General features: G+C 44.7%; 14 protein-coding genes, 1 tRNA gene and 1 riboswitch. Of the genes, 13 read left to right on the top strand and 2 right to left on the bottom strand.

The features are described from left to right. Nucleotides 1-43: 43 nt before the first annotated feature. Nucleotides 44-2,152: a glycosyltransferase gene (locus tag HXT33_RS05235; protein WP_421787609.1), complete on the bottom strand. Its 2,109-nt coding sequence runs from the start codon at nucleotides 2,150-2,152 to the stop codon at nucleotides 44-46. A 91-nt stretch (nucleotides 2,153-2,243) separates the two neighbouring features. On the opposite strand from HXT33_RS05235, the gene glf reads away from it, so the two are divergent. The 7 genes from glf (at nucleotide 2,244) to HXT33_RS05200 (ending at nucleotide 9,335) form a co-directional block, all read left to right on the top strand. Next, nucleotides 2,244-3,488: a UDP-galactopyranose mutase gene (gene glf, locus HXT33_RS05230; protein ID WP_116794252.1), complete on the top strand. Its 1,245-nt coding sequence runs from the start codon at nucleotides 2,244-2,246 to the stop codon at nucleotides 3,486-3,488. A gap of 109 nt (nucleotides 3,489-3,597) precedes the next feature. Then, nucleotides 3,598-3,682: transfer RNA gene (locus HXT33_RS05225), tRNA-Ser, on the top strand. 152 nt (nucleotides 3,683-3,834) lie between these two features. Beyond that, a complete protein-coding gene (locus tag HXT33_RS05220) occupies nucleotides 3,835-4,833 on the top strand; it encodes a DMT family transporter (protein ID WP_375169300.1) in 999 nt (332 codons plus the stop codon). A 512-nt stretch (nucleotides 4,834-5,345) separates the two neighbouring features. Further along, a complete protein-coding gene (locus tag HXT33_RS05215) occupies nucleotides 5,346-6,356 on the top strand; it encodes a ribokinase (protein WP_421786850.1) in 1,011 nt (336 codons plus the stop codon). 135 nt (nucleotides 6,357-6,491) lie between these two features. After that, complete coding sequence (locus HXT33_RS05210) at nucleotides 6,492-7,505, top strand: ribose-phosphate diphosphokinase (protein WP_004136739.1); 1,014 nt, start codon at nucleotides 6,492-6,494, stop codon at nucleotides 7,503-7,505. Nucleotides 7,506-7,594: 89 nt separating this feature from the next. Beyond that, nucleotides 7,595-7,921: an ACT domain-containing protein gene (locus HXT33_RS05205; RefSeq protein WP_119520852.1), complete on the top strand. Its 327-nt coding sequence runs from the start codon at nucleotides 7,595-7,597 to the stop codon at nucleotides 7,919-7,921. A 49-nt stretch (nucleotides 7,922-7,970) separates the two neighbouring features. After that, complete coding sequence (locus HXT33_RS05200; RefSeq protein WP_421786848.1) at nucleotides 7,971-9,335, top strand: PFL family protein; 1,365 nt, start codon at nucleotides 7,971-7,973, stop codon at nucleotides 9,333-9,335. A gap of 36 nt (nucleotides 9,336-9,371) precedes the next feature. Here HXT33_RS05200 and thiM read toward each other — a convergent pair whose 3' ends face one another. Beyond that, nucleotides 9,372-10,838, bottom strand: coding sequence for a hydroxyethylthiazole kinase (gene thiM, locus HXT33_RS05195; RefSeq protein ID WP_240611184.1), 1,467 nt, complete (start codon nucleotides 10,836-10,838; stop codon nucleotides 9,372-9,374). Nucleotides 10,839-10,950: 112 nt separating this feature from the next. Further along, a riboswitch (TPP riboswitch) is annotated at nucleotides 10,951-11,060 on the bottom strand. Nucleotides 11,061-11,476: 416 nt separating this feature from the next. Here thiM and HXT33_RS05190 point away from each other — a divergent pair. The 6 genes from HXT33_RS05190 (at nucleotide 11,477) to HXT33_RS05165 (ending at nucleotide 25,684) form a co-directional block, all read left to right on the top strand. Next, nucleotides 11,477-12,289, top strand: coding sequence for a hypothetical protein (locus HXT33_RS05190; RefSeq protein ID WP_004136747.1), 813 nt, complete (start codon nucleotides 11,477-11,479; stop codon nucleotides 12,287-12,289). A gap of 45 nt (nucleotides 12,290-12,334) precedes the next feature. After that, nucleotides 12,335-17,074: a PD-(D/E)XK nuclease family protein gene (locus HXT33_RS05185; protein ID WP_421786845.1), complete on the top strand. Its 4,740-nt coding sequence runs from the start codon at nucleotides 12,335-12,337 to the stop codon at nucleotides 17,072-17,074. Next, a complete protein-coding gene (locus HXT33_RS05180) occupies nucleotides 17,071-21,345 on the top strand; it encodes an ATP-dependent DNA helicase (RefSeq protein ID WP_004136751.1) in 4,275 nt (1,424 codons plus the stop codon). Before HXT33_RS05185 ends, HXT33_RS05180 begins: the two co-directional genes overlap by 4 nt. Nucleotides 21,346-21,532: 187 nt before the next feature. Next, a complete protein-coding gene (locus tag HXT33_RS05175) occupies nucleotides 21,533-22,231 on the top strand; it encodes a GNAT family N-acetyltransferase (protein WP_004133689.1) in 699 nt (232 codons plus the stop codon). 120 nt (nucleotides 22,232-22,351) lie between these two features. Beyond that, nucleotides 22,352-23,797 (top strand): MFS transporter, encoded by a 1,446-nt coding sequence (locus tag HXT33_RS05170; RefSeq protein ID WP_004136753.1) that lies wholly within the window; start codon nucleotides 22,352-22,354, stop codon nucleotides 23,795-23,797. Between the two features lie 90 nt (nucleotides 23,798-23,887). Further along, nucleotides 23,888-25,684, top strand: a complete 1,797-nt coding sequence (locus HXT33_RS05165; RefSeq protein WP_004133687.1) for a ribonuclease J — start codon at nucleotides 23,888-23,890, stop codon at nucleotides 25,682-25,684. The last annotated feature ends 78 nt before the right edge of the window (nucleotides 25,685-25,762 follow it).

Below are 25,762 nucleotides of genomic sequence, written 5' to 3'. Positions count from 1 at the left end.
ACATTTGCCGGAAAATTACCGGCAAATGTTTCCTATGTCACTGTTACTTGTTGCTAGCTCGGAAGATTTGCTCCCAACTTTCAACGCTCGCCATATCGTAGCTGCGATACTCCCGAGAAAGCTTCTTCCACTTACGCAACATTTTTAACGCCAAAAGTGCGTCCGCGCGCAACATTTTACGGAATAACTTGCTATCTCGCTGGAAAAGATTAAGAGTAGTGCCATCTGGAGCCGTAACGATTGCAGTATTAACTCCCACAAACGATGGCCAAGAAACGTCTTGCGCTGGAATCGCAACTTCTGGACGAGGATTCTTCGCATGCTTTTCGTGAGCAAACAAAGCCTTAATCGTAGCGCGCTTCTGCGTCTTACGCAAAGCTCTAGCGTCGTGCGCAGTAAACGGACTTACGTGCTCTCGCAAAACCTCGCTAATAAGCGCTTCGTCACTTACAGGCTGCGTATCGCTAAAGGATTGACGTGCTTTACGAACCTCGCCAAGCTTTTGAGGCATTGAATCAACAATATATTGTGGTCCGCGCAAAATATCCTGCAATCCCATATGATGCAAATGCATAGCAGAATACGCAAGTTTTAAGCCGGAAGCCAAGTCGCTTCGAAGCATCTCAATCGCAAAACGTAAGCTTGGACGAGTGCAATGAAGCAGTCCGCAAATCCAACGATTGCGCTGGAAGAAATACTCTTCCCAAGTGCGCGAAGGGTCTTTATCGTGCCAAGCCTGGTGCCAAACCGCCACTCCAGGCAGGCAAATCGTGTGATACCCGTGCTCAAGCGCTCTAATCGAATACTCAGTATCATCAAACTTAATAAACACAGGAAGCGAAAGACCAATTTCTTTCATAATCGCAGTTGGAATAAGACTCATCCACCACCCGTTGTAATCAGTGTCTATTCGCTGATGGCGCTCAGGGCAATCTTGCAAAGTAATAGCTGCAAAATCATGATTGTAATCAAGATTCTGTGAAGGCTTCATCCACACGTTGTTGCGAGTGAATCGTTCGCCTTGAGTGTAAAGAACCGTGCGATTGTCAAGATGAAGCATCCCTCCGCCAATAATAGCAGGCTTAATTGTGTAGTCGGCAAACTGAAGCGCGCGAAGAATGCACTCTGTTTCGCTAATTGCGTCGTCGTCGAGAAGCATAGTGTAGCTGCTTTTTCCTGCTTTAAGCGTTTCAAACATGCCTCGCGAGAATCCGCCGGAACCGCCTAAATTAGCCTGCTGAATGTAGGTAAGTTGGCTGCCAAGATTTGCGCTTGTTTCGTTAAATCCAGGTTGATTCTTTACTAAATCCGTGCCCTGATCTGTGCAATAAATTGTGTCAAGTCGCGCGCGAAGTGCTTTGTTTTCTGCTATTGCCTTCAGCTGATTATGGCAGTATGAAGGGCGGTTAAAGGTAGTAATAGCAATAGAAAAAGTGCTATTTGATTGCGGTTGTTTTCCTGATTGCACTTTATTTGTGCGCGGTACGCTCCACTCAGCATCGCTAACAGTAAAGCAGCTAGAATCGCTCGCTTTCGCATCAAACCAAAAATATCCGCCGTCTGCAAGACCAGTCATAGGAATTTCGTAGCTAATAACTTGAGCTGGCTGATTTGTTTGATTGCTAGAATCAAACTCAAACTTTTGCACCGGATACGTAAGTCCGCGACCGGTCGAACGCATAAGTTGCAACGCGCCTGCTCCCTCAACGCGAGCAGTAAACTTAACAGTTTTTACGCGCGTCCAATGCTGCCAATAGCTTGCAGGAAAAGCGTTAAAGAAAGTGCAAAGTGACACGTGCTTTCCGGCGGCAACGCAAAGTGAGTTGCGCGAAAGAACAGTGCAAATGCCTTGAGTTTCAACATTTGGTAGGTGGCTGCTAGTATCTGCAAGAAGCTTTTTGAAATCAGTGAGATTTAGATTATTTATATCGATTGCGCGCGTATTCATACGAGGATCGAGCACAGTGCGCTGCAAGTAGGAGCGATGCCAAGGAATTACGTAAAGTGGCATAGTAATTTCCGCGTCTTTTACAGGGTAAACAACGCGATTTACAACTTCCCAGCCCTCGTTGCTGCTATTTGCGCTGCTAGTATCTTGCTTTTTTTGCATTGCTTGTTTATCTTTGGTTTCTGCACTCGTTGCCTTAGTCATATTAGACATTATATATACGTATATATACGCTTAAGCCTATTCTTAAAGTGTATTGTGCGTAAAACAACCGAAAGTACGAAAGGTAAATAATATGACGCAGGCAGCAACCTCCCAAAATACAACTTACCCAGATTTAGTAGTTGTTGGAGCGGGCTTGTTTGGTTTAACTGTAGCTCAACAAGCAGTAGAGCATACTGGCGCTCGCGTTGAAATTATTGACGTTCGTAATCACATTGGTGGAAACGCTTATTCGTATTTTGACGAGAGCACGGGAATTGAAATTCACAAGTATGGCGCGCATCTTTTCCACACAAGCAACAAGCGTGTATGGGATTATGTGAATCGTTTTACGTCTTTTACTAACTACGTGCATCGCGTTTATGCAACGCATGACGGCGAAGTTTATCCGCTGCCAATCAACTTGGGTACAATTAACCAATTCTTCCACGCGCACTACACGCCAGAAGAAGCGAAGGCTTTGATTGCAAGCCAAGCGGGGGAGTTGGCTGGTAAAGATCCGCAAAATTTGAACGATAAAGGCATTAGTTTAATTGGGCGACCGCTTTACGAGGCGTTTATTAAAAACTACACGGCAAAGCAGTGGCAAACGGATCCTTCCGAGCTTCCTGCTGGAATTATTAAGCGCTTGCCTGTGCGATTTAACTACAATAATCGCTACTTTAAAGACACTTGGGAAGGCTTGCCTACTGACGGCTACACAGCTTGGATGCAGCGCATGATTGACGATCCTAGAATTCACGTTTCGCTTGGCGTAGACTTTTTCGACGAATCGCAGCCGTTTAATAAGCGTGCGTTGGCTGAGGCTGGAGTTCCAGTGGTTTATACCGGTCCGGTTGATAGGTATTTTGACTATAAGCTTGGCGAGTTAAAGTGGCGTACCGTGGACTTTAAGGAAGTGCGTTACGAGGAGAGTGACCACTTTGGTTGCCCAGTTATGAATTATTCGGATGCGGACGTTCCGTTTACGCGCGCGATTGAGTTTAAGAACTTTAATCCAGAGCGTGAGGAAGTTGAGGGCGTTGCTGGTGAGACTAGTGGTGAAGCTGATTTCGTGCCGGGTAAAAGCGTAAAAGCTGGGGAGACTGTTGTGTGGCAGGAGTATTCTCGCGCTGCAACTCGCGACGATGAGCCTTACTATCCTGTGAATACTGAGGAAGATAAAGCCTTGTATGCGCGCTATGCGGAGCTTGCAGCAGCTGAGCCGAACACTGTTTTCGGCGGTAGGCTTGGTACTTACAGCTACTACGATATGCACAACGTAATCGACATGGCTTTGCGTGCTTACGAAACGCAAGTAGCGCCTTTGATTAAGTAATCTCAACTTTCGTTGTCGCGGCGCGCGCGAGTTTGCAATATCTCAAATTCGTGGTATTCTGTTTAAGTTGTTTGCTTAGCGGGTGATTTGCTTGCTAAGTTAGCAGTTTGGAGAATTCGCCTAGTGGTCTATGGCGCACGCTTGGAAAGCGTGTTGGTGTAACAGCCTCACGAGTTCGAATCTCGTATTCTCCGCGCTTAAGCTTCTGACGCTGATTTAGCGTCGGGAGCTTTTTGTTTTCCAAGTTATGCTGCTTACCCCGTTTGCGTGCGTGCAATATTAGTTGGGCGCGCGTGCAATAATTGCTGCATAATTGCTTGTTTTGGGGATGCGAGGTGAATCTGATATGTCTAAGCTTAAGTTACAAACTGGCTCTAAAACTTTCGACACTTCAAAATCCGCTGCAAAAGCAATAGCGAGTACGCCGGATCGCCCTAATCCTGCATTCAACCATTCAACGAACGCCATACTCATCGGCATTTTGTTAACTCTTTTAGGCGGCGCATTCTGGGGCGCAAACGCAACAGTTTCAAAAATCCTCATGTCAACGTATCACGTATCTCCGCTGCAAATTGCGTGCGTTCGTCAAATTGCAGCCGGCATATTGTTTAGTATTACTGCAGCAGCTTGCACTCCTAAAAAACTTGCAGGAGCAGTAAAATCTGGCCGCACGTGGATCTCGATGGCTGTTACTGGCGTAGTTTGCGTGCTTCTTACGCAAGTTTCGTACTTGTGCACAATCGACTGGACTAATTCCGGAACCGCAACTGTGCTTCAAAGCCTTAATCTTCTATTCGTGCTGGTTTATGCGTGCTTGCATACTCGCCGCGTGCCAACTATTCGCGAAACAATTGGCGTTGTTCTAGCTTTTGCAGGAACTGCTTTAATGGCAACGGGTGGCAATCTTTCTTCGCTTTCCCTGCCGATTATGGGTTTGCTTTGGGGATTGGCAGATGCTGCAAGTACTGCGGCGCTCGCGATTATGCCGGTGAAGTTGATTGCAAAATGGGGAAATCTTACTGTAAACGGCATTACTTTTATTATTTCGGGGCTGATTATGCTTCCGTTTGTGCGCCCGTGGGAAACTATGCCTCCGCTTGATTGGCGCGCGCTTTTGCTGTTTACTTTTACAGTTGTTGCAGGCACTTTTGGAGCCTACTGGCTGTTTCTTGAGGGTATTATGCGCGTAGGTTCTGTGAAAGGAACGCTTCTTGGCGCGAGCGAGCCGGTTACTGCTGCGATTACGGCCGTTATGTTTACGGGCGCTGTTTTTTCGTGGGCGGATTTCGTGGGCTTCGGGCTTATCTTCATAATGATGATTCTGCTTTGCAAGCGTACTGACTGACTTATATATATAAAAAAACACGTGTAGCCGGTCGTTCGCTGTTAACATTCGTGCTACTGCACACGTCACGTCAAGAATAATCTCCCAACCACGCACCCATCCGCAGCAAAATTTATGTGACTTTAGTTGCACTTAGTAAACCACGCACTTTACGTAACTTTCTGCACGAGTCTATGAGTTTTGTGTTGTCGTTTAGTGTGTTGAGAGGCTGGAAAAATTGTGTTCAGCAATAAAAGAGGACTGAGGAAGCAACATTGTTAAAAATAGGCGAACACAGCAAAATACTTTAACAGTTAAAGCGACGAAGGACGGGATTTGCGCAAACACAAATTTTCTAGCCTCGTCAAAACCGAAAAACTAAATCAGTTACAAAGCTCATAGACGATACTAAAGAATATCGAAAACAAAATCGCGAGGAAAGAAATCCACCAAAACTCGCGCCACATTGAGGAAACGCGCACAATGCCAAGCATAAACTGTAAAATAAAAATCAAACAAAGAAAGGAATTTTGATGCGCTACCACGATACTTTAGACTCGCTGGATGTATTAGAAAAAGTGAAGGCTGATGACTGCGTCAAGTCTGCGATTGCAGTGGTTGGCTCAATGAACGCCGACTACACGATTGTTGCCGACCGTCTTCCAAAACCAGGCGAAACAGTTAATGGTGGCGAATTGAAGGTTCTTCCTGGAGGAAAGTCTGGAAATCAGGCTGTTTCGGCGGCAAAAATTGGCGCGCATGTGCGCATGTTTGGTGCTGTTGGCAGCGATCAAAATGCCGACTTTTTGCTTAATTCTTTGAACAATGCTGGTGTTGACACCACTAATATTTTGCGCGTCGATAACACTCCTAGCGGTGCAACGGTTATTACAGTTGATGCTCAGGGCGGCGAAAATACGATTGTTTACGCGCCTGGTTCTAATGCGCACGTTACGGTTGCGTATATTGAGTCTGTTAAAAGTGCTTTGACTAGCGCTCGCGTGCTTGGTCTTTGCTTGGAAAGCCCGATGGAAACTGTTACAGCGGCGGCGAAAATTGCGCATGATGCTGGTGTAAAAGTTTTGCTTAATAATTCTCCTTTTGTGCCTACTTTGCCGAAGGATTTGATTGATGCTGCTGACATTTTGCTTGTGAATGAGCATGAGATGGCGCAGTTGCTTAAGATTGATGAGCCAGAAGATGGCAATTGGGATGGTTTTGATTGGAATCATGCTGCTGAAGTTATGCACAACTTTGGTTTTGATGAGGCTGTTGTGACTTTAGGTGGCGATGGTTCTGTTGTTTTGCAGTATGCTGAGGAAGATCCTGTTTGCCGTATTGCTGCACAGCGTGTTAATGCTCAAGACACTACCGGTTGCGGAGATGCGTTTATGGGTACAATTTTGGCTGGTTTGGCTGCTTCAATGTCATTGCCAGACGCGGCAGCTTTAGCATCCTATGTTTCTGCGTATGCTGCAACTCGCTTTGGCGCTCAGGCTTCTTACGGAACTGCAGACGAAATTCGCGCGTATTTTGCTAAGTAATTTAAGTAATTATTAAATAATTATTTGCGTAATTTATGCGTAAATCACCGGCTGTGTCTAATCCGGCGCGTTACCTGCTAAAATAAAAAGCGACTCTGTCACTGTACATGCAAGTTTGCAAACGGGAAGGCAATCATGTCAACAATTCTTGAAGGCAATCCAAAAAAGCAGATGATGCTTGTTACCGGTCGTGCGTATCCGGAACTTGCTGCGGAAACTGCAAAATATCTTGGTATTGATGTGCTTGAGACTACTGCCTACGATTTTGCGAATGGCGAAATGTATGTGCGTTTTACTCAGCCAGTTCGTGGATCGGATGTGTTTGTGCTTCAAGCGCATACGAATCCTATTAACAATTGGATTATGGAACAGCTGCTTATGGTTGATTCCTTGCGTCGCGCTTCTGCTCGCAGTATTAACGTGGTTGCGCCGTTCTTTGGATATTCGCGTCAGGATAAAAAGCATCAGGGTCGTGAGCCTATTACAGCGCGTCTTATGTTTGATTTATTCCGTGCTGCCGGTGCTACTAGAATTTTGACGGTTGACATGCATGCAACTCAGGAGCAGGGTTTCTTTGACGGTCCGGTTGATCATTTAACTGCTATGCCTGTGCTTATTGATTATGTGCGTAATTCTATGAAGCTCGACAACGCAACTATTGTTTCTCCTGATGCTGGGCGAATTAAAGTTTCTGAACAGTGGGCTGCAAAACTTGGCAATTTGCCTCTTGCTTTTATTCATAAAACGCGCGATATTACTCGTCCAAATCATGCTGAAGCTCATGGAATTATCGGTGATATTCAGGGGCGTGACTGCATTGTTGTTGACGACATGATTGATACTGCTGGCACGATTTGTGAAGCTGTGCGCACTTTGCGCGAGGCGGGCGCTAAGTCTGTGACGTTGGTTGCAACTCATGCTTTGCTTTCCGGTCCTGCTGTTGAGCGTTTGAAAGATGCTGGTGTTCGCGAAATTATTGTGACGGATACTGTTCCTGTGCCGGAAGAAAAGCGTCTTAAGAATATGACTGTTCTTTCGATTGCTCCTCTTCTTGCCGCCGGTATTCGTTCTGTGTTCCGTTCCGGATCGCTTGTGTCGCTTCGAAATGCGCTGCCGGAAGATATGAAGCAGCATAATATTTATGCATAAAAATAATTAGTGAAAAGCTAATGCAAAATTAACACAGTAATAAATTAACACAGCAATAAATACACACAGCAATACAGCAGGAGGCAAATATGGTCGCCAATACTACAATTGCACAAAATCAGGAATCGCTTTCTAAAGGCGACGCTTCTAAGGCGATTATTACAGTTGTTGGCTGCGATACAGTTGGTATTATTGCAAAAGTAACTTCGCATGCAGCTAATCATAACGTCAATATTTTGAATATTTCTCAGACTATTGTTGACGGATTCTTCAATATGATGATGATTGTTGATGTGGCGACTATGGACTGTGAATTTGGTGAGTTTGCGGACGGATTAGAAGAGCTCGGTAATGAAATCGGCGTGCGTATTCGCTGCCAGCGTAGCAATATTTTCACCGCAATGCACAGAATCTAAAATTCGTAGCAATATCGTAGCAATCTAAGTAAATGTAAGGAAGTACGCCATGCTCAACCTGATGGAAGTAAGCGAAACTAATTCGATGATTGAGCAAGAACAGCTCGACGTTCGTACAATCACAATGGGAATTAACCTGCTTGATTGCGCTTCGGAAAACCTGCAAGATGTGTGCCACAATGTTGAGGAAAAAATTACGCGTCTTGCAAAAGATCTCGTCAAAACTGGCAACGATATTTCGCACGATTACGGCATTCCAATCGTAAATAAGCGCATTACCGTGACTCCGATTTCGCTTGTTGGCGCGTCGTCTTGTAAAAAGCCTGAAGATTTTGTGCAAATTGCTCACGCTTTAGACAGGGCAGCGCACACTGTTGGAGTTGATTTAATCGGCGGATATTCCGCTCTTCCTGCTAAGTCAATGACAGCAGCTGACCGCATGCTTATTGAGTCGCTTCCGCAAGTCTTAAGCGAGACGGAAATTGTATGCTCGTCCGTGAACGTTGGCTCAACTCGCACTGGAATCGACATGGATTGCGTAGAGTTGCTTGGGCGCACGATTAAAAAGATTGCCGAGGCGACTGCTAACAAAGATTCTTACGGCTGTGTTAAATTTGTGGCTTTTTGCAACGCTCCTGACGATAATCCGTTTATGGCAGGAGGCTTCCACGGTGTTACTGAAGGTGATGCTGTGATTAACGTGGGTGTTTCCGGGCCGGGCGTAGTGTCGAGCGCGCTTGACGCGGCTCGTGGCAAAGACTTTGCTTTTCTGTGCGAAACTATTAAGCGCACTGCCTTTAAGATTACGCGAGTGGGGCAGTTGGTTGCACAAGAGGCTTCTCGTAGGCTTGGAGTGCCGTTTGGAATTATTGATTTGTCTCTTGCACCAACGCCTGCAGTTGGAGATTCAGTTGGTGAAGTGCTTGAAAAGATTGGTTTAGATCAGGTTGGTGCTCCTGGCACGACTGCGGCGCTCGCAATGCTGAACGATCAGGTGAAGAAGGGCGGCATTATGGCGAGCAGCTATGTTGGCGGTCTTTCCGGAGCGTTTATACCTGTTTCGGAAGATGCGAATATGATTGCCGCAGCGAAGTCGGGTTGCTTGACGATTGAAAAGCTTGAGGCAATGACGTGCGTATGCTCTGTGGGCCTCGATATGATTGCTATTCCGGGAGAAACGTCCGCAGCTACTATTTCTGGAATGATTGCTGACGAATCCGCAATCGGAATGATCAATCAGAAAACTACCGCAGTGCGCATTATTCCTGTGATTGGCAAGGGCGTTGGGCAGATGGCTAACTTCGGCGGTTTAATGGGGTATGCGCCTATTATTCCGGTGAACCAGACCAGTTGCGAAGCTTTCGTAACGCGAGGCGGGCGTATTCCGGCCCCAGTGCACAGCTTTAAGAATTAGTGATTACTCAGTAATCACTGAGTAATCACTCAGTAATTATTTGGTAATCACGCTTTTAAGCTCGCGCGCTACTTTTCCAGCATCCTCAGCGCACATAAGCGCCGACACGGTGCAAACTCCGTCAAGCTCAAGATCGCGAATAGGGAATACCGTATTCTCGTGGATTCCACCAATTGCCAATGTTTTTACGCCCATAGAGTGCGCAACTTTCGCAACTTCGTTCACGCCTTCAACTCCAAGCGGAGGTACGTCGTGAGCCTTGGTATGTGTTTCGAAAGCGGCACCTATGCCAATCACATCCGGCAGTGGAACGTCGTTTTCTTTGCACTCTAGGTAAGCTTTCTCCATCAAATCAGGCCGCGCGCAAGAAAGACCAACCATCCACTCAGCCGGCATCGCCTTTCGCGCCTCAACAAACGGAGTATCTTTTTGCCCAACGTGCAAGTTGAAACCAAGCTGAGCCGCGCAATCAACATGATCGTCTATGAACACAGGCACGTCGCCGTGGCCGGAATCAATAAGCGCATGACGCAACTTTTTCGCCTTTGCTGAAATTTCCGCGTCGTCGGAATACTTATCGCGCAATTGCACAACTGTAACTCCGCCTTCAACCGACTCCACAGCCACTTCTTCTTCTGGACGATTTCCCATGCGTGGATCCGTTACCAAATACAGTGTCCAATCCACAGGCTCAACAGTGAACTCAATATTTGTCAAACTAAACATGTCGTTTACGCTAAGAGTGGAAAGCGCGTCCATCCACAGCGTGCGGAAAGTTCCGGGAGCTGTGGTTTGGCGAGCTGCCCAAGTTCCAGCGGCGGCTGCATGCACGTGCGCTGCAACAGTTGCTGCGAGCGGACGTTCTGGGTTTGCGCCAACGTATGCTGCAACTATCGCGCCTAGAGCGCAACCGGTTCCAACTACTTTGGTCATAGCTTTGTGACCGCCTGTTACGCGAGCTAAACATCCGTGTCCGTAAATCGCATCTTTTTCGCCGGAAATAGCCACTACTGAGCCATACTTTTTTGCTAGTTCGCGCGCGGCTTGAAGAGCATCGTTTACGCTATCGTGAGAATCTACGCCTTTTCCGTTGCTTTCTTTTCCTGCAAGCGCCATGATTTCGGAAGCGTTTGCGCGAATTACAGTAGGGTGGTGCTTAATAATTTCGTGTATAAAGCGAGTGCGTGGAGCAAGCGCTGGAACGCCGATTCCAACCGGGTCAAGAACCCATGGGGTATCTGCTTTTTCGCAACCTTCAACAGCTGCGCGCATGTACTCGGAAGTTTCAGGCTGATGGAATGTGCCTACGTTTATTAGCACGCCGGAGGCAATTTGTGCGAGTGCGTGCGCTTCTTCCGGATCTGTGACCATAATTGGCGAGGCGCCTGCTGCAAGCAGTGCGTTTGCGGTTATGTCTTGTACGATTACGTTCGTTATGCAGTGTGTAAGAGGCTGCTGTGCGCGTACGCGTTCGATGCATTGGCGAACGTCGTTAAGGAACATTCGACGTCGCGCACGCACGGAAAATAGTGTGTCTACTTTTGTTGCTGTTGCGACTGACTCAGTAGTAGATGCGTAAGTTTTTTGCGAGCTGTTGTTTGCTTCTGCAGCGTTATCTATTGTCATAATGTTTCCCTTCGCTAGCACTATCTAGATCAGGTCCTACGGATGTAATCTCAGCGCCGCCCGCGATTTTGCGGCGATTGCGCACTCCGAACCATCCTTCGACTATATCTTTTGTTCGTGACTTACTTGCTTTTGCTGGTTACGTGCGTGCTAGGTTCTAAGCTCGTGCTCCAAACGTGCGCGACTTTTCGCGTGTTTGGAGAGTTTGGCGTGGCGTTTTGCTCCAAATGTGGGGAACTTTTCTCGCGTTTGGAGGGTTTGGCCTGACATATTGCTCCAAATGTGGGGAACTTTTCTCGCGTTTGGAGGGTTTGGCGTGGCGTTTTGCTCCAAATGTGGGGAACTTTTCTCGCGTTTGGAGCGTCGCCGCGCGCTTTGCACGTATCTACAAAAATCTCGCCGTATTTTTGCAACTTTTTCTACAGATTTTCGCTTTCCGGTAGTGTAAACATAAATATGGTAAGTAAGTAGGCTATAAATTACCTAATCGACATACGTTACGAAAGCGAGTCAACATGGCAAACAACTCCATTCTAGAGCAACAAACCACAGCTGCTGCCAATCCTCTCGATGTGCGTGAATACGCCACGCGCACTGTAATTCGAGCAATCGCAATAATCGCGTCCGTTTACGGAATGGCAGCTTCGTGGCAAGGTCTTATGACTTTTACTTACTTTACAAATCTTTCTAATCTTATGATTTGTGTAGCTTTGGCTGGTTCTCTTGTACTAGACACTACCTCTTTTATGCGCGCTCGCAATTCTGTAGATTCAGCTGCGCAGCCAGATTCTGCAGAATCTTTCGCATGGTTCGACTCAAAATCCAACGCTTGGTACATTTTTAAATTCATGATGACAATCGCCATTGCAGTAACATTTACGCTTTATCTTTGCTTCTTAGCTCCTACGAATAAGCTAGGTTTTGTTGGTGCGTATATGAGCAACGGTTGTAGCAGTCTTTGCGTTCACGCAATCGCACCGCTTCTTGCAATCGTAGATTTTATACTTTTTGACTATCGCTTCCGTTCAACCAGCGCACACATTTATTTTGCTACTATTCCGCCTTTAGCTTATGTTGCTTATGCTGCAATGCTTAGCGAGTTTGCGGGTGTTCGTTGGGGTGTTCACGCAATGCGTGCGCCTTACAATTTCCTTAATTATGGTGCTCCTGCAGGCTGGTTTGGTTTTGCTCCTCAGACTTTTAACGCCACTACTTTAGGCGTTGGAGTTGCTTATTTGCTTGTTGTGTTTACGCTTATTTTTATTGGTGTTGGCCGCGTATTTCTTGCGTTGAAAGATGCGCGCGCTCGAGCTGTTTTGCAAAATTAGTTAAAACTTGCGCACCACTATTGCCCAATTGGTAGAATTGAGCGTATGTGTGAGGATTCTGCATTACAAGCGCTATTTGATGGCACGTTACGCAATTGTGCTGGGAATTTGACCAGTACGCTGCTAGTTTATGGCGCTCCAAATACTGGAAAAACGCAGTTTGCTGTGCGTGCAACAATTGCGGGATACCAGCGCTGGCCTCATAGCATAACAGCAATGGCAGTGCAAAACAGAAATTTGGCTGCAAGCATTGACAATATTATTATTCGTTCTATTGGAGTAAGTGAGCAGTCGCGTCCGGTTGGAACGTTGGAATCGCTTGCTTTTCGTATTATTTCAGCCAATTGTAAGTTGCAGCATAAGCCTAATCCTAAGCTTCTTAATGGCGCTGAGCAGGATGCTCTTCTTCGCAAAGTTGTTCGCGAGCATATTGAGCATGTTTTTAGGGGAGATAATGGTGATTGCGATGTTTGCCAGCTTTTTGAAGATTATTTTGGGACTCCGCTTTGGGTTTCGCCTTTAACTGGCGTTGGAAATGATTCTGATTCTTCGCTAAATTCTAAAGACTCAGGCGGCAACGTCGAAACCAGAAACATTGAAACCAGCAACGTTGAAACCGGCAACGACGAAGATAGTAATGTTGAAACTAGCAACGCATTTATGCACCAGCTAAGAGATATGCTTGCGCGTTTGGATGAGCTTGGAATTAACGATTCTTCCGACGAACAGTCTGTTTTAGATTCTCTTGATTTTGCAAAATCTACCGCAGAATCTGAAAATATTTTGCCAACTTCTCTTCTGACTGACCGTCGCAGCACGCAGTGGCGTCTTGTTTTTGCGCTTAGATCTGAGTATCGCAAAATGCTTGCAGACACTTATAAAGGGTCGTTCCGTTTGGATGCTTCTGAGCTTTTGGTTGAAGGTTCAAAAGCTGCTCGCTTGCTTGGTGAAGCGTCTAACGTAAATTCTTCAGAAATCCCAGCTCTTCTTGTTGTTGATGATTATCAAGATATTACTCTTGCCGGCTTGAGTTTTGTGGAAACTTTGCTGAATCTTGGGACGCGTTTGGTTTTGATTGCCAACCCGGACGAGTCCGTTCAAACATTTAGGGGAGCGTACCCGGATTATGCAATTTCGGCTGCTTTGCGTGTGTTTAATGCAGCTGAGCAAACTCTGGAATATGCGATTTCTTCCGATTCTTCTGTTTCTTCCGCGCTAACTTCCGATTCTTCTTCAAATCAGATTTCAGCGCCTTCAATGCGTGATTTGCTTGCTGCTCGCGTCTCTCTTTCCTTGACTTCGCAGTTAAGTACTGCGGTTGCGCTTCCAAATCGACCTTGGAAAATGCCGGCTTTTGTTGGTGCTTTTCCATTGCAGCCGTTGAATCAGCTTACTGATCAGCTTACAGATCAGCATCAAGCACAGAATCAAGAGAATACTCAAAATCAACCTCAAAATCTTCAGAATTCTCAAGATGTGCAAAAATATTTACGGTTAGATGAAGATGGAACAGTAAATACTGCACTTTATCGTTCACAGCGTGAAGAATTAGATTCTGTTATTTGGCAAATGAAACACGCTCATGTAAAAAATCGTCGCAAGTGGAGCGATATGGCGCTTATTGCGCACGATAATTCCACCGTTCGTCTTTTTGGTGAGCAGCTTCGTGCGGACGGTGTTCCAGTGCGTTATTCACTAGTAACTCGACCGTTAAAGGACGAGCCGTTCGTTCAAGGATTGTTTGCGCTTATTGAGCTTGCTCAGTTTGCTCAACGTTGCATTTCTGGGAATCTTGTATATTGTATTTCGTATAAAATTCAGCGCGGCAAAAGTTTAAAAAATATAGCATTTTGGCTGCAATCTCGCGTTAAGTGCATTATGGAAAGTCCTCTTGCGTCAATAGTTCGTAGCTCTCGCGACTATGTCACTCGCGACTATAACAATCATTCTTATGGTGATTGCGAGTTTGAAACTCCTTCGCAGCTTAAAAATGTTGAGTCGCTTATGCGATCTTTGGCTTCTCTGTCTGCGGTTTTAGATGAGCAAAAAGACGAAAATAATTCGCTTAGCAATCAAAATATTCCTTTAAGAAAGCTTAAGGATTCGTGGGATGAATTTAGGAGTAATCTGAATAACGCCTCTAATAACAGCTCTAATGGTGATTCTAATGTTAATTTAGTTATCAATTTAGATGACGATATTAACGAAGATATGAGTGCTCTTTCGCTAGAGGCATGCTATCTTCTTTGTTTTGCAGATGTAGCACATTGCAATACTGATTCCCAGCAGTCTGATTCAACAGTGCTAAGTATTTTGCAAAATATGGCTCCTCGAAATCCTAATGTTGCAGCCTTTGTAAAAATCTGGAAAAATGTGCAAACTTTGGCTTTGAAATTTGCCTCTCGCCCAGATTTACGCAACGCTAAATATGCTCTTGGTGAAGCGTGGAATGTTTGCAATGTTGCTGAACGTTGGCAGCGCACAGCTTTGCAGCACAATCGTGAAGGCTATAGGGCAAACGATCGCCTAGATGCTGCAATGCGTCTTTTTGACTACGTTTCTTCGTACAGCGATGAGACAAGTTACGGTTTTGAAGCAGATTTGCAAAATAGCAGCGTTTCATTAGATTTTGACGACGAAAATTCTGCACTTCCAGCTGATATTAGCGATTTTATAGCGCAGGTTCGTGGCATGGAAATTGAGGCAGATTCTTTAGCTCGAGTCGCTCCTGTGCCAGATGCTGTAACGCTTACAACTCCTGCAGGTGCTGCAGGAAAGCATTGGCCGCTTGTTTGGATGCCAACTTTGCAGCAGCGTGTGTGGCCAAATCTTGCTTCGCGCAGCACAATGTTCGGCGCGGAAAGTTTGGCAAGTATTATGTTGGATTCCAAGCAGCGAGCTATGAGTCAGCAGTTTAATGCGAATGCTACTAATAAATTATCTAATTCGCCTCTATTTATATCTGCAAATCTTCTTGCCGCAAACGATAAATCCGCTGTTTTTGCTGGTGAGCAGCGTAGCTTTTTGCTATCTATTACTCGTGCTACTGAAAGTTTGTATATTAGCGCGCAGTACAGTGATAGTGCTGTTCCAAGCGATTTTCTTTACTATTATTTGCCTGAACGCTACTACAATAACGAAAATTCACGCACGCCTTTTACCGATTTTAAAATTCCTTTCGCAGGCTTAGATATGGATGTTCGCGGATTGGTTTGTGCCGCTCGTGCAAAACTTGTGCGAGATGCTGCCGGTAAGAATAATTGCGATAATGCGAATGAAAATGGCGGAGTTTTAGACGCTGCTAAAGCATTGCGATTATTGCGAGATTCTGGAGTTGATTGCGCTGATTGTAGTCAATGGGATTTTATGAGCGAAATTACAGAAAATTCTTCTGTAGAAAATTCTTCTGCGGAAAATATTTCTACTAAATCTAACAGTACTGTGGTGAGCTTGTCTCCTTCTGCTGTAGACAGTTTATGGGCTTGCCCAGTGTGTGGATTACTGAATCGTCAACTTGCAGGTCCTCAGCCAGGAAGTGCTGCAACGTATTTTGGTACGTTAATTCACGAAACTGCAAGGTGGGCTAGTGAAAATAAGCACTACGATTTTATGGACACTGTGCTTAAAGAATCGCCTGTTAAGGAAGTTGAATCTAAAGAAGTTTCTGTAGATGATTCCCAGTATTCCCAGTATTCTCAGTATTGCGCGCAAGTGAGTCGCATAAACGAAATTGCAAATCGCATGGAAGAGTATTACGAAAGTATTGCTCCTGAACTTGCTGATATTCGAGATGCAAAAGAGCGGTATTCCGCGCTTTCTAGGCAATCTAATATAAGTCGTGCTCTTCATACGATTGCACAATATTTCGTTACATCTTTTAGTCAGGAAACTTACAATTTTGACGCAAAAAAGTCAGATGATGGCGTTGTTGAATCTATTGCGCCGAGCGAAAAATCTTTAGAAAGTAGCATTGGAAGTCTTTTAGAAGCCTGCTGTGAGATGCCAACAAGCGCTCATTTTGGTTTTGATGACATTGCGCGCGTGTTGAACAATACTTTTAAAGCTGCAAATTTGCAAACCGTTTCTGTTCGCGACTGTTACGAGTTGATGGGAGCATTGGTAGGCGGTTGGCCGGATGGTGCGTGCGAAGATTTGCAATTGCATATTCACGGCAGAATTGATCGACTTGAAAAGCGAAAAAATGCGGACGGTTCAGAAAATATTCGCTTACTTGACTATAAAACCGGAAAAGTTCCTCCTTCAACAGGAGTTTTTAATGATTTGCAGTTAGTCTGCTACCAGCTTGCTTTGCTTTTTGCAGACGAAAATCCACTTATTTCCGACTCTAATGCGCCAACAATTGCAAGAAGTGTGCTATTTCATGTAGTTGACAACGATTACCCGGCTCAAGACCACAGCGTTGCAGAAAACTTGTATCAACCGCCTCTTTGCATTGCTGACGCTTTGAACAATAAGCCGCTTGAAAGTCGCGCCGGATTCAAAAATATGGCAAGATTGCTGGATTGCCCGCAGTTGGAAGAAATTATGAAAACATGCCCGAAAGGTGTAACTGAGCAAGCCTGGCAGTCATTCCGGTGTTTAAGTGAAACTGCAAAATGGTCTCTTACTATGATTTCGCGCGTTTTCTACGCGGCTGCTGCAGTTCGATCTAAGCAAATTATTGCGCATCCAACTTCGCAGCATTTGAAATATTGCCGTGCAAAACAAGTCTGCCCAGCTTGCGCAGGCCGCATAGATACCGTATACGAGGTGCGTCAATCATGATTGATGATGAAATGAATAACAAATATTTGCACGAAAAAGCTCTTCGTGAAGATGCCGTTCTAGCAAAATCTCCTCGCAAAAACACGGATAGTGCAGAACAGTCTGCAGCAATTACAGCGCCCGCAAACAAGAATATGATTATTGTTGCTGGAGCTGGCAGCGGAAAAACCTATACTATGACACGTCGTGTTATTGATCTTATTGACCGCGGTGTTGCCCCAGAAAGCATTTTAGGACTTACGTTTACGAATAAAGCTGCGTCGGAATTGTTGGCAAGAGTTGCGCAAGCTGTAAGTCAACATGCGAACGTAGGTAAACAAAGCAGCGTGAATGCGTCATATTCAAACGCATTTTTGAAGCCAGAAGTAATGACTTATGACGCATTCTTTCAGTCAATTGTGCGCCAATATGGTTTGCTAGTTGGTTTTGATCACAATACGCAGCCTCTTAGCGATGCTGGTGCGCGCGAACTAATTAAGCCTCTAGTAAACGAGTATGTTGATAAGCATCCGGAAATTGTGAAATTGTACAAATTTGACGCTCTTGTTGATGACGTTCTTGCGCTCGCTGCAGATATTTCCTGCTCGATGATTGGTCTAAATAGTAGGGGTGAGTCTTTAGACAGCACTTCTTCAGCTGTTTTAGAAATTAAAAATTGGAATAATGCGTGGATTGAACATTTGCAAAAAGCGCTGAGCTCAGCCGAAACAACTAAGATTGTTGCCAAAAAGCCAAGCGCTGTTAAATTGCGTCGCGCAAAAACAGAATCAGACGAAAAATATTTCAAAAAATGCGAAAATTACGGAAAAGAATACGTTGAATACTTAAATATTACGCTAAAAAATACGTGTTACGATTCTTGTAATAAATTATTTGAAGCCGCTAAAAAGCGTGCTGCTTTGCTCGACTTAGTTCTATCTTTTGATTCTGCAAAACGTAGCGCAAATATGGCTCAATTTAGCGATTTTACGATTGCTGCATACCGTTTGGTAACGCATTTTCCTTCTATTGCGGCGCAATATCGAAGACAGTACAGTCAAGTTTTGTTGGACGAGTATCAGGATACTTCCACAACGCAGGCAATGCTGATTGCAACGCTGTTCCATAATTCAAGCGTAGCAATCGGTAAGAGTAGTGAGAGTAATGATAGTTGTGATACTAGCGATAGTAGCGAGAATACTTCAGTTGGTGATTCTTTCGTTAATCAGCAAACACATATTGCTGCAGTTGGAGATCCTTTCCAAGCAATTTACTCATTTAGAGGAGCAAGCTCGGGTGCTTTTAGAAAACTTCAGCAAGCGCTTAATATTGACCAATCAAGCGAGTTTTCTCTTACTCAAACGCGCCGCAATTCTAAGCTTATTTTGCAGGCGGCAAACGCTATTACAAAACCATTGCGTGTGCCGTCTCTTCGCAAAAGTAGTTCGTTGGCTTCGGAAGTAGAAGTCAAAAATCTTCAATATCTTGAAAATGCTCCGCAAGGCAGCGTTAGCGTGCTAAATATGCCTACGCAATATCAAGAAATTGAAGCAGTTGTGCGATTCGTAAAATATGTAAAACAAAATGCTTTAGCGCAAAACGACAATATTCTAGCTTCTGACTTACAAGCGAGAGTTGCTGTGCTATTTCGCAGCAAAACCAATATTGCAATGTATGAAGAAGCTTTGCAAAAAGCAGGTTTGCGCACTTTAACTGTTGGATATTCCGCTCTTCTCGAAAAACCGGAAGTAAAAGACGTTCTTGCTCTTCTTTCTGCTGTTGCAGATCACACGAATACTTCCGCGCTAATGCGACTTCTTGCCACGCCTCGATTTGCGCTTAGTACTGACGATTTAGAGGCTTTAGCTAATGCTGCAACCGATGAAAACGTTGAGTATGTTTTCAACGCTTTGGCTCAAGCAGGTTTAGTGGATTCTAAAGCTCCGCGCGCATCTTGGGCAAAGCTTGTGCGCGAACAGCAGTCTAAAGGCGCTCAAACTAATAGTGTTCACGGTGGAGTGTTTATTGCGGATGTTCTTCTTGAAGCCTTTAATTCTACTGTATTTGCAAAAAATTCTACGAAAGACACGCTTAATCATCTTAAAAATAAGCTGAGTAGTAAAGCAAATGCAGCAATTCTTCGCGCAGGCAAAGTTCTTGACGCTGTGGAGCGTGCTCAATCTGGAAGCTTGCATGATGTTGTTCGTACTGCTGTTGAAGCGTTAAATATTGATATTGATGTGGCTGTTTCGCGTGCGCTTATGAATGAAAATTCAAGTAATTCGACGCTTCTTAACGATATGCACAGCACGCTTGACGCAATTTCTTCGCTTGCTGACGCGTATTTGCAAGAAATGAGTGATTTTACGCAGCCTACTTTGCGCGGATTTATTGCTTGGATTCAAAATATTGACAAAATTGACGATCAGCCTGCTTCAGTTGACGAGCCTGCAGACGTGGTTTTGATGACGATTCACCAGTCGAAGGGTTTGGAATGGCCTGCTGTTGCAATAGTGGGGCTTAACGAAGGTGCTTTCCCAAGTAGTCAGGGAGATGGTTTGCGCGTAAAGCAAACCAAGCAGGATGGCGTGTATTTTGAAAGCGCGTACGCAACTCTTGAAATCGCATCAAAAGTGCCTGTGCCAATTAGAGTCGATGCGGATATTTTGCCGCGATTTCCTCACAATGCAGATTTGAGTGTTAGTATGAATCCGCAAGAATCCTTGAAAAATATGGAAACCGTTGAAAAAATCGATGCGGAAATCTACGGTTCTCGCGCGCAAGCAATGCTTGATTTAGCCGAAAAATTCTATGAGCGTGAAGATGTTCCAGAAGGAGCAATTCCTGTAGAAGCGCGTCAAATTTACGATGCTGCAATGAAAACCGGAACTCTTCCTCTTTCGCAAGTAGAGGAGCGTGGACGAGCTTTGCACGTTGATGAGAGGCATCTTATGTATGTGGCGTTGACGCGAGCGAAATTTGCGGCTTTGCTTACGTGCAGTCAGTCTAGTGCTATGACGGCGGATGTTAATGGGGAAGATAGTGAAGATGGTGCAGCAAACGCTGCTGCTGCTGGTTCTGCTTCCAATACTTCATCTTCGCGCTCAAAAAAGCCTTCTGTTTTTTGGAATGAAGTATTTAAAGAAATGCAAGAATCTTGCGGATCTGTTGCCGAAGTAAAAGTTGATTTAGATGAAGTTGGTTATGCTGTTGGCGAGTCTGCTTCTCAGTTTGTTGAATTATTTAGTGAGCCTAGCGAAATTCCTAGCGAAAACAACAATCAGCCATTAGCTTGGCCGAGTGCGTCGAGTGAATATGTGCGAGATGCGCTTAATAAGTCTGCTGAATATTCTGAAATTGCTGAGATTGGTGCAATTGACAAGGCTGGTGCAGTTGACAAGTCTTGCGAAAGTGACAAGCTTGACGAAAATTCGCTACTTTCTAGGGCAGAAGCTTTGTTGCAGGATGCAGATTTGATGCCGAAAATTGATTGGTATCACAATACGGTTGCGCTTAAAAAGAGGGCGGATCAGCTTTCAAAAGTTGAAAATGTAAATGTTACGGCTGTGCAGCGCAGGGCAGTATTTAATCAAAATGCTGACGAAAATAACAACTCTTTCGAAGCGAAAGAAGCTAATCGTTTGCGAAGTGAGTGGATGGCAATTATTCGTCCTATTCCGCGGACTGCTTCTCCTGCATCTGATTTGGGTACGAGATTCCATGCTTGGGCGGAGCAGTTTGTAAATGCGGGTTGCTTGAATAAAAATTCCACTCAAGATGATGTTGTTGAAAATATTTCTGAAAAACTTGCAAAAATCGAAAAAACTGCGCAATCCGAAAAATCAGACGAATACAAATTATTAATTTGGGAAAAACGTTTAGCTACTTCAAAATGGGCTTATCGTCGACCTATAGCAGCAGAGCAGCCGATTGTTGCGCACGTGCCAGAATTAGGCGATCAAATTATTAATGGCAAAATTGACGCAATCTTTGCAGGTGGTTTAGATCCAGAAGATTCAAGTAAATTGTATACAGTAGTTGATTGGAAAACTGGTCGTAAGCCAACTGATCCGCAAGATATTGCGTTAAAACTCGGTCAGCTTGACTGGTATCGTCTGCTTCTTTCGCTTATGACGAACGCTCCACTCGAGGCTATCGATGCCACCCTTTATTATGTGAACGTATCGGATGAAAAACAACGTGAAATTCATGCCGAAGCAAAAACAAAAGATGAAATCCTTGCCGAGTTACACTCTGGCACGTTAATTTCCCTCGATGATGATGACGCATAAATGTTGCTATTGCAATCATTTTGCCGCAACTTATTTGCTGCAATTTTTGTTTGCTGTGCCAGATTTTGCGCCGCGATTGAAACGCATCGTGCATCACTTCGAAAACGTGCAGATTCCTCGTGCAGTGTGTGTGGGCGGGCATACGCACAACATCGATTTGAGTATGAAGTAAGGAAGAATCAGAATTATGAACGTAGAGTTCCGTCCTGTAAAACTTAGCGATATTGACGCAATCGTAAAAGAATACGAACGTACTTGGGGTATTTCGCAACAAGTTGGGAAAGAGGCTTCATTAAGCCTTTCTCGCCGCTGCGTATTGCACTATTTGAAGCCTTCAACTCACGGTACTATTGCACAACTCGACGGAAAGTTTATGGGATTGCTTTTGGCGCGCGTTTTTGACGCTCCAGTTTTGTTCCCAGAAGTAAGCCAAATGCTTTTAGAGCAGGATTCTTTTATGAAAGCGAACGCAGATAAAAATTATGCTCGCGCTTTAGAAGAAGCTCATGGCATGCGCGCTTTGGAAACAAAACTTGAAGCAAAATCGCATATTAATAATTTAACTCAAGCAGAATTGGAGCTTTTCCTTGTATCTCCAGATGCTCGAGGGCACGGTGTTGGCGGCGGATTGTGGAAGCATACAATGCATTTGCTTAGAAATAATGGTGTAAATCGCTACTATTTGCACACAGATTCAGCTTGTGACGTGAGTTTTTACGATTATCACGGGCTTAGAAAAGATGCTTCTTGGAAGCGCGAGGATCATATGCTAGAGGCGAAGAATATGAAATCTTTGGTAGATGACTTGTACATTTACTCTGGTGAGCCAATGATTCGTTCAAAGCGTGCAAAAATGGCAACCGCTAGATCTCAAACTAGAGCGTAAACGTAACTTCGAGAAGCTTATTCGTAAGTTTATTCGTAAGTTTATTTGTAAGTTTATTTGCGAATTTATTTGTGAATGTAAAAGTAACAGTTGGGTAATTAAAAAGGAGTAATAAAATTTATGTCGTTTAAAGCGGCAGCAAAGTCTAAAGAAGAAGCAAAGTCTAAAGAAGACATGGGGAAATCCTCAATAATTTCTAAATATTCTAGACTTTTTTCATTGAGCGGCGCTAAAGCGTTTTGCATTTCGGGGGCAATTGCGCGCTTGCCAATGTCAATGATTGGTTTGGGAATTGTTTTGGCATTAAACCATTTGTATAACAATTGGACTGTAGCTGGAGCAATGGCCGCATCCTACGTTCTTGCGCAGGCTGCAGTAACGCCAGTTTATGCAAAACTTTTTGACAGATTTGGTCAGCGAAAAGTTGGTGTTATTGCGCTTAGTGCACAGGTTATTGCAATGATTTCGTTTGCGTTTGCGGCATTGTTTAGAGTTCCGCTAGCGCTTCTTTTTGTTCTTGCGATTGCGATGGGTGTGACGCAATTTGCTTTTGGAGCGTTGGTGCGTACTCGTTGGGCTTACACTCTGCGCGCGGAAGATGACGATTCTCTATTAAATGTTGCGTATGCACTTGAGTCTGGAATTGATGAAATTGTGTTTATTCTAGGCCCTATTTTGGCCGCATGGCTGGCTACTTCTGTGCACCCAGTTTCGCAATTATTTGTGCCAGTTTTAGCGAGCGGACTGGGTGGAGCCTGGTTCTTTTCGTTAAAAAATACTCAGCCTGCAGTGCTTAAAATCGTGGAAGTGCCAACGGCTGCAGCCGAAGATGTAGACGTTATGATCGCATCTCAAAAAGAAAGCGAAATCTCTGCAGACGAATCAGAATCGCAAAAACAAAATTCTAAGCGCAAGTTTATTGACAAATTCAGTCTTAAACAATTGCACAATCATCATGCTAAAAAGCGCGGTAAAAACGTGCTTTTATACCGTGGAATTATTCCTCTTGTGCTCATGTTTGTTGTGTTCAACATGAGCTTTAGTGCGTTTGACGTGTCTGTTACGGCTGCAATGAAATCGCAAGGTCTTGATCATTTTATTGGTATGCAGTTGGCACTTTTTGCGTGCGGATCTCTTGTGGGCGCAATAATTTTCGGCTCGCACAAATTCCGCGGATCTAACTGGTCGCATCTTATTGTATTTTTGACGGTGCTGACTATTGGTTACGTGCTTATGAGCTTGAATATTGACAGGCTTATGCTTATGAGCGTTTTTGAGGTGCTTTCTGGACTTTGCGTATCGCCAATTTTCGCAACTGGAAATCTTATTGTGAAGGCAACTGTACCTGAAGAATCGCTTACGGAAGGGCTTTCGTGGCTGCCGACAGCTTCTGCGGTAGGAGCATCTCTTGGGTCGATGGCGGCAGGTACTGCAATTGACGCATGGGATTCGCACGGCGGAATGATGGTTCCGTGGATGTCTACGCTGGTTGCAATTCCTATAGCCGCGTTTGGTTGGTTTATTGTGGTTGTGCTTAAACGACCTAAACAGCGCAAGTGTGAGTAGTTTATGTCGGTTTAGAAGCAAAAGCTGAGTTGAGTCCTAACGGTACACTAGGAAGAAGTGCGCAATAGCGCAAGATGTAGTGAGATGAATATGACAACTGAATTAAAAAAGAATACAGAAACCCGCAAAGAAAAGGGTAATTCCTCGCGTCGCAATGCAAATGCGCTGCCTCCTGTAGTGAACGATCAGCGTGAAGGAGCGCTTATTGCTCCACCAAAATATCGCAAAGGTTCAATGCGAATCGTTCCTCTTGGCGGTTTGGGCGAAATCGGCCGAAATATGAACGTAATTGAATATAACGGCCACATACTTCTTATTGATTGCGGTGTGCTGTTCCCGGAAGAAGAGCAGCCTGGCGTTGATTTGATTTTGCCTGATTTCCACTATATTCAAGATCGTCTTGATAAGGTTGAAGCTTTAGTTTTGACGCACGGTCACGAAGATCATATTGGTGGCGTGCCGTATCTTCTTAAGATGCGACCGGATATTCCGCTGATTGGCTCTAAGCTTACTTTGGCTTTTGTTGAAGCAAAGTGCCAGGAGCATCATATTGAGCCGAAACTTACTCGCGTTGAAGGCCGCGATAAGATGAAAGTAGGTCCGTTTAATCTTGAGTTTATTACGGTGACGCATTCGATTCCGGATGCTCTTGCTGTTTGTGTTAAAACTCCTGCTGGAACTTTGATTGATACTGGCGACATTAAGCTTGATCAGCTTCCTCTTGACCATCGTATTACTGATTTAGTTGAGTTCGGGCGTTTAGGTGAGCAGGGCATAGATTTACTTATGGCTGATTCCACAAACGCTGAAGTTCCGGGATTTGTGAAGCCTGAAACTTCGATTGGCCCGGCTTTGGATCGCGCTTTTGCTGAAGCTACGCGCAAAATTATTGTTGCCAGCTTCTCAAGCCACGTGCATCGCGTGCAGCAAGTGGTTGACGCAGCTCACAAGTTTGGCAGAAAAGTTGTGTTTGTTGGCCGCTCTATGGTTCGCAATATGTCTATTGCCGCAGACCTTGGTTACTTGCATATTCCTGAAAACACGGTTGTGGATTTAAAGCAGGCCAAGGATGTTCAAGACGACAAGCTCGTGTACATGTGCACCGGTTCTCAAGGAGAGCCAATGGCAGCTCTTGGGCGTATTGCGGACGGAAATCACCGAGATATTACTGTTAATGAGTTTGACACTGTTATTCTTGCAAGCTCGCTTATTCCAGGAAACGAGCACGAAGTTTATAAGGTTATTAACAAGCTTGTGCAGTTGGGTGCTCGCGTAATCAACAAAGATAACGCTGCAATTCACGTGTCTGGTCACTGCAACGAAGGTGAGTTGCTGTACTTGTACAACATTGTGAAACCAAAGTGCGCTATGCCAATTCACGGCGAGCATCGTCACTTGGTTGCAAACGGATTGATTGCTGTAAAAACTGGCGTTGATCCAAAGAATGTTGTTTTGGCAGAAGATGGTGACGTGGTTGATTTGTACCACGGAAACGCTGCAGTCGTTGGATCCGTGCCTTGCGGATACGTTTATGTTGATGGCGATTCTGTGGGCGAGCTTACAGATGAAGAGCTTGAAAAGCGTAGGATTTTGGGCACAGAAGGCTTTGTGTCAAGCTTTGTTGTGGTTGATACCGCCAATGCGAATGTGGTTTCTGGTCCGAAGATCTTCTTGAACGCTGTTGCTGAAGACGAGGCTGATTTTGAGAAGGTTCGTCACCAGATTGTTGAGCAGTTGCAGGATGCGATGATGCGCGGTGAGCACGATACTTATAAGTTGCAGCAGATTATGCGACGCACTTTGGGTAGTTGGGTTGCTCGCGCTTTGCGCAGGAAGCCAATGCTTGTGCCGGTAGTTGCGGATATTGCAGAAAATAATCAAATATAATCAAAAATATCAAAAATAAAGAAAATATTCGCAATTATTCGTAAATAGCTGAAAATAATCGTAAATATAATCAAAAAT

Origin of the sequence: Gardnerella sp. DNF00753 (assembly GCF_049244275.1) — a bacterium.
Classification (GTDB): domain Bacteria; phylum Actinomycetota; class Actinomycetes; order Actinomycetales; family Bifidobacteriaceae; genus Bifidobacterium; species Bifidobacterium greenwoodii.
Note: the sequence above shows the minus strand (reverse complement) of the source record. Positions and strands in the feature narration are given on the sequence as shown.

Bases quoted from the DNA above. Each gene is read 5' to 3' on its own strand.
- thiM (WP_240611184.1), bottom strand. From the start codon at position 10,838: ATGTTCCTTAACGACGTTCGCCAATGCATCGAACGCGTACGCGCACAG.
- glf (WP_116794252.1), top strand. From the start codon at position 2,244: ATGACGCAGGCAGCAACCTCCCAAAATACAACTTACCCAGATTTAGTA.
- HXT33_RS05190 (WP_004136747.1), top strand. From the start codon at position 11,477: ATGGCAAACAACTCCATTCTAGAGCAACAAACCACAGCTGCTGCCAAT.
- HXT33_RS05210 (WP_004136739.1), top strand. From the start codon at position 6,492: ATGTCAACAATTCTTGAAGGCAATCCAAAAAAGCAGATGATGCTTGTT.
- HXT33_RS05235 (WP_421787609.1), bottom strand. From the start codon at position 2,152: ATGACTAAGGCAACGAGTGCAGAAACCAAAGATAAACAAGCAATGCAA.
- HXT33_RS05215 (WP_421786850.1), top strand. From the start codon at position 5,346: ATGCGCTACCACGATACTTTAGACTCGCTGGATGTATTAGAAAAAGTG.
- HXT33_RS05220 (WP_375169300.1), top strand. From the start codon at position 3,835: ATGTCTAAGCTTAAGTTACAAACTGGCTCTAAAACTTTCGACACTTCA.
- HXT33_RS05165 (WP_004133687.1), top strand. From the start codon at position 23,888: ATGACAACTGAATTAAAAAAGAATACAGAAACCCGCAAAGAAAAGGGT.
- HXT33_RS05185 (WP_421786845.1), top strand. From the start codon at position 12,335: ATGTGTGAGGATTCTGCATTACAAGCGCTATTTGATGGCACGTTACGC.
- HXT33_RS05170 (WP_004136753.1), top strand. From the start codon at position 22,352: ATGTCGTTTAAAGCGGCAGCAAAGTCTAAAGAAGAAGCAAAGTCTAAA.
- HXT33_RS05200 (WP_421786848.1), top strand. From the start codon at position 7,971: ATGCTCAACCTGATGGAAGTAAGCGAAACTAATTCGATGATTGAGCAA.
- HXT33_RS05205 (WP_119520852.1), top strand. From the start codon at position 7,595: ATGGTCGCCAATACTACAATTGCACAAAATCAGGAATCGCTTTCTAAA.
- HXT33_RS05180 (WP_004136751.1), top strand. From the start codon at position 17,071: ATGATTGATGATGAAATGAATAACAAATATTTGCACGAAAAAGCTCTT.
- HXT33_RS05175 (WP_004133689.1), top strand. From the start codon at position 21,533: ATGAACGTAGAGTTCCGTCCTGTAAAACTTAGCGATATTGACGCAATC.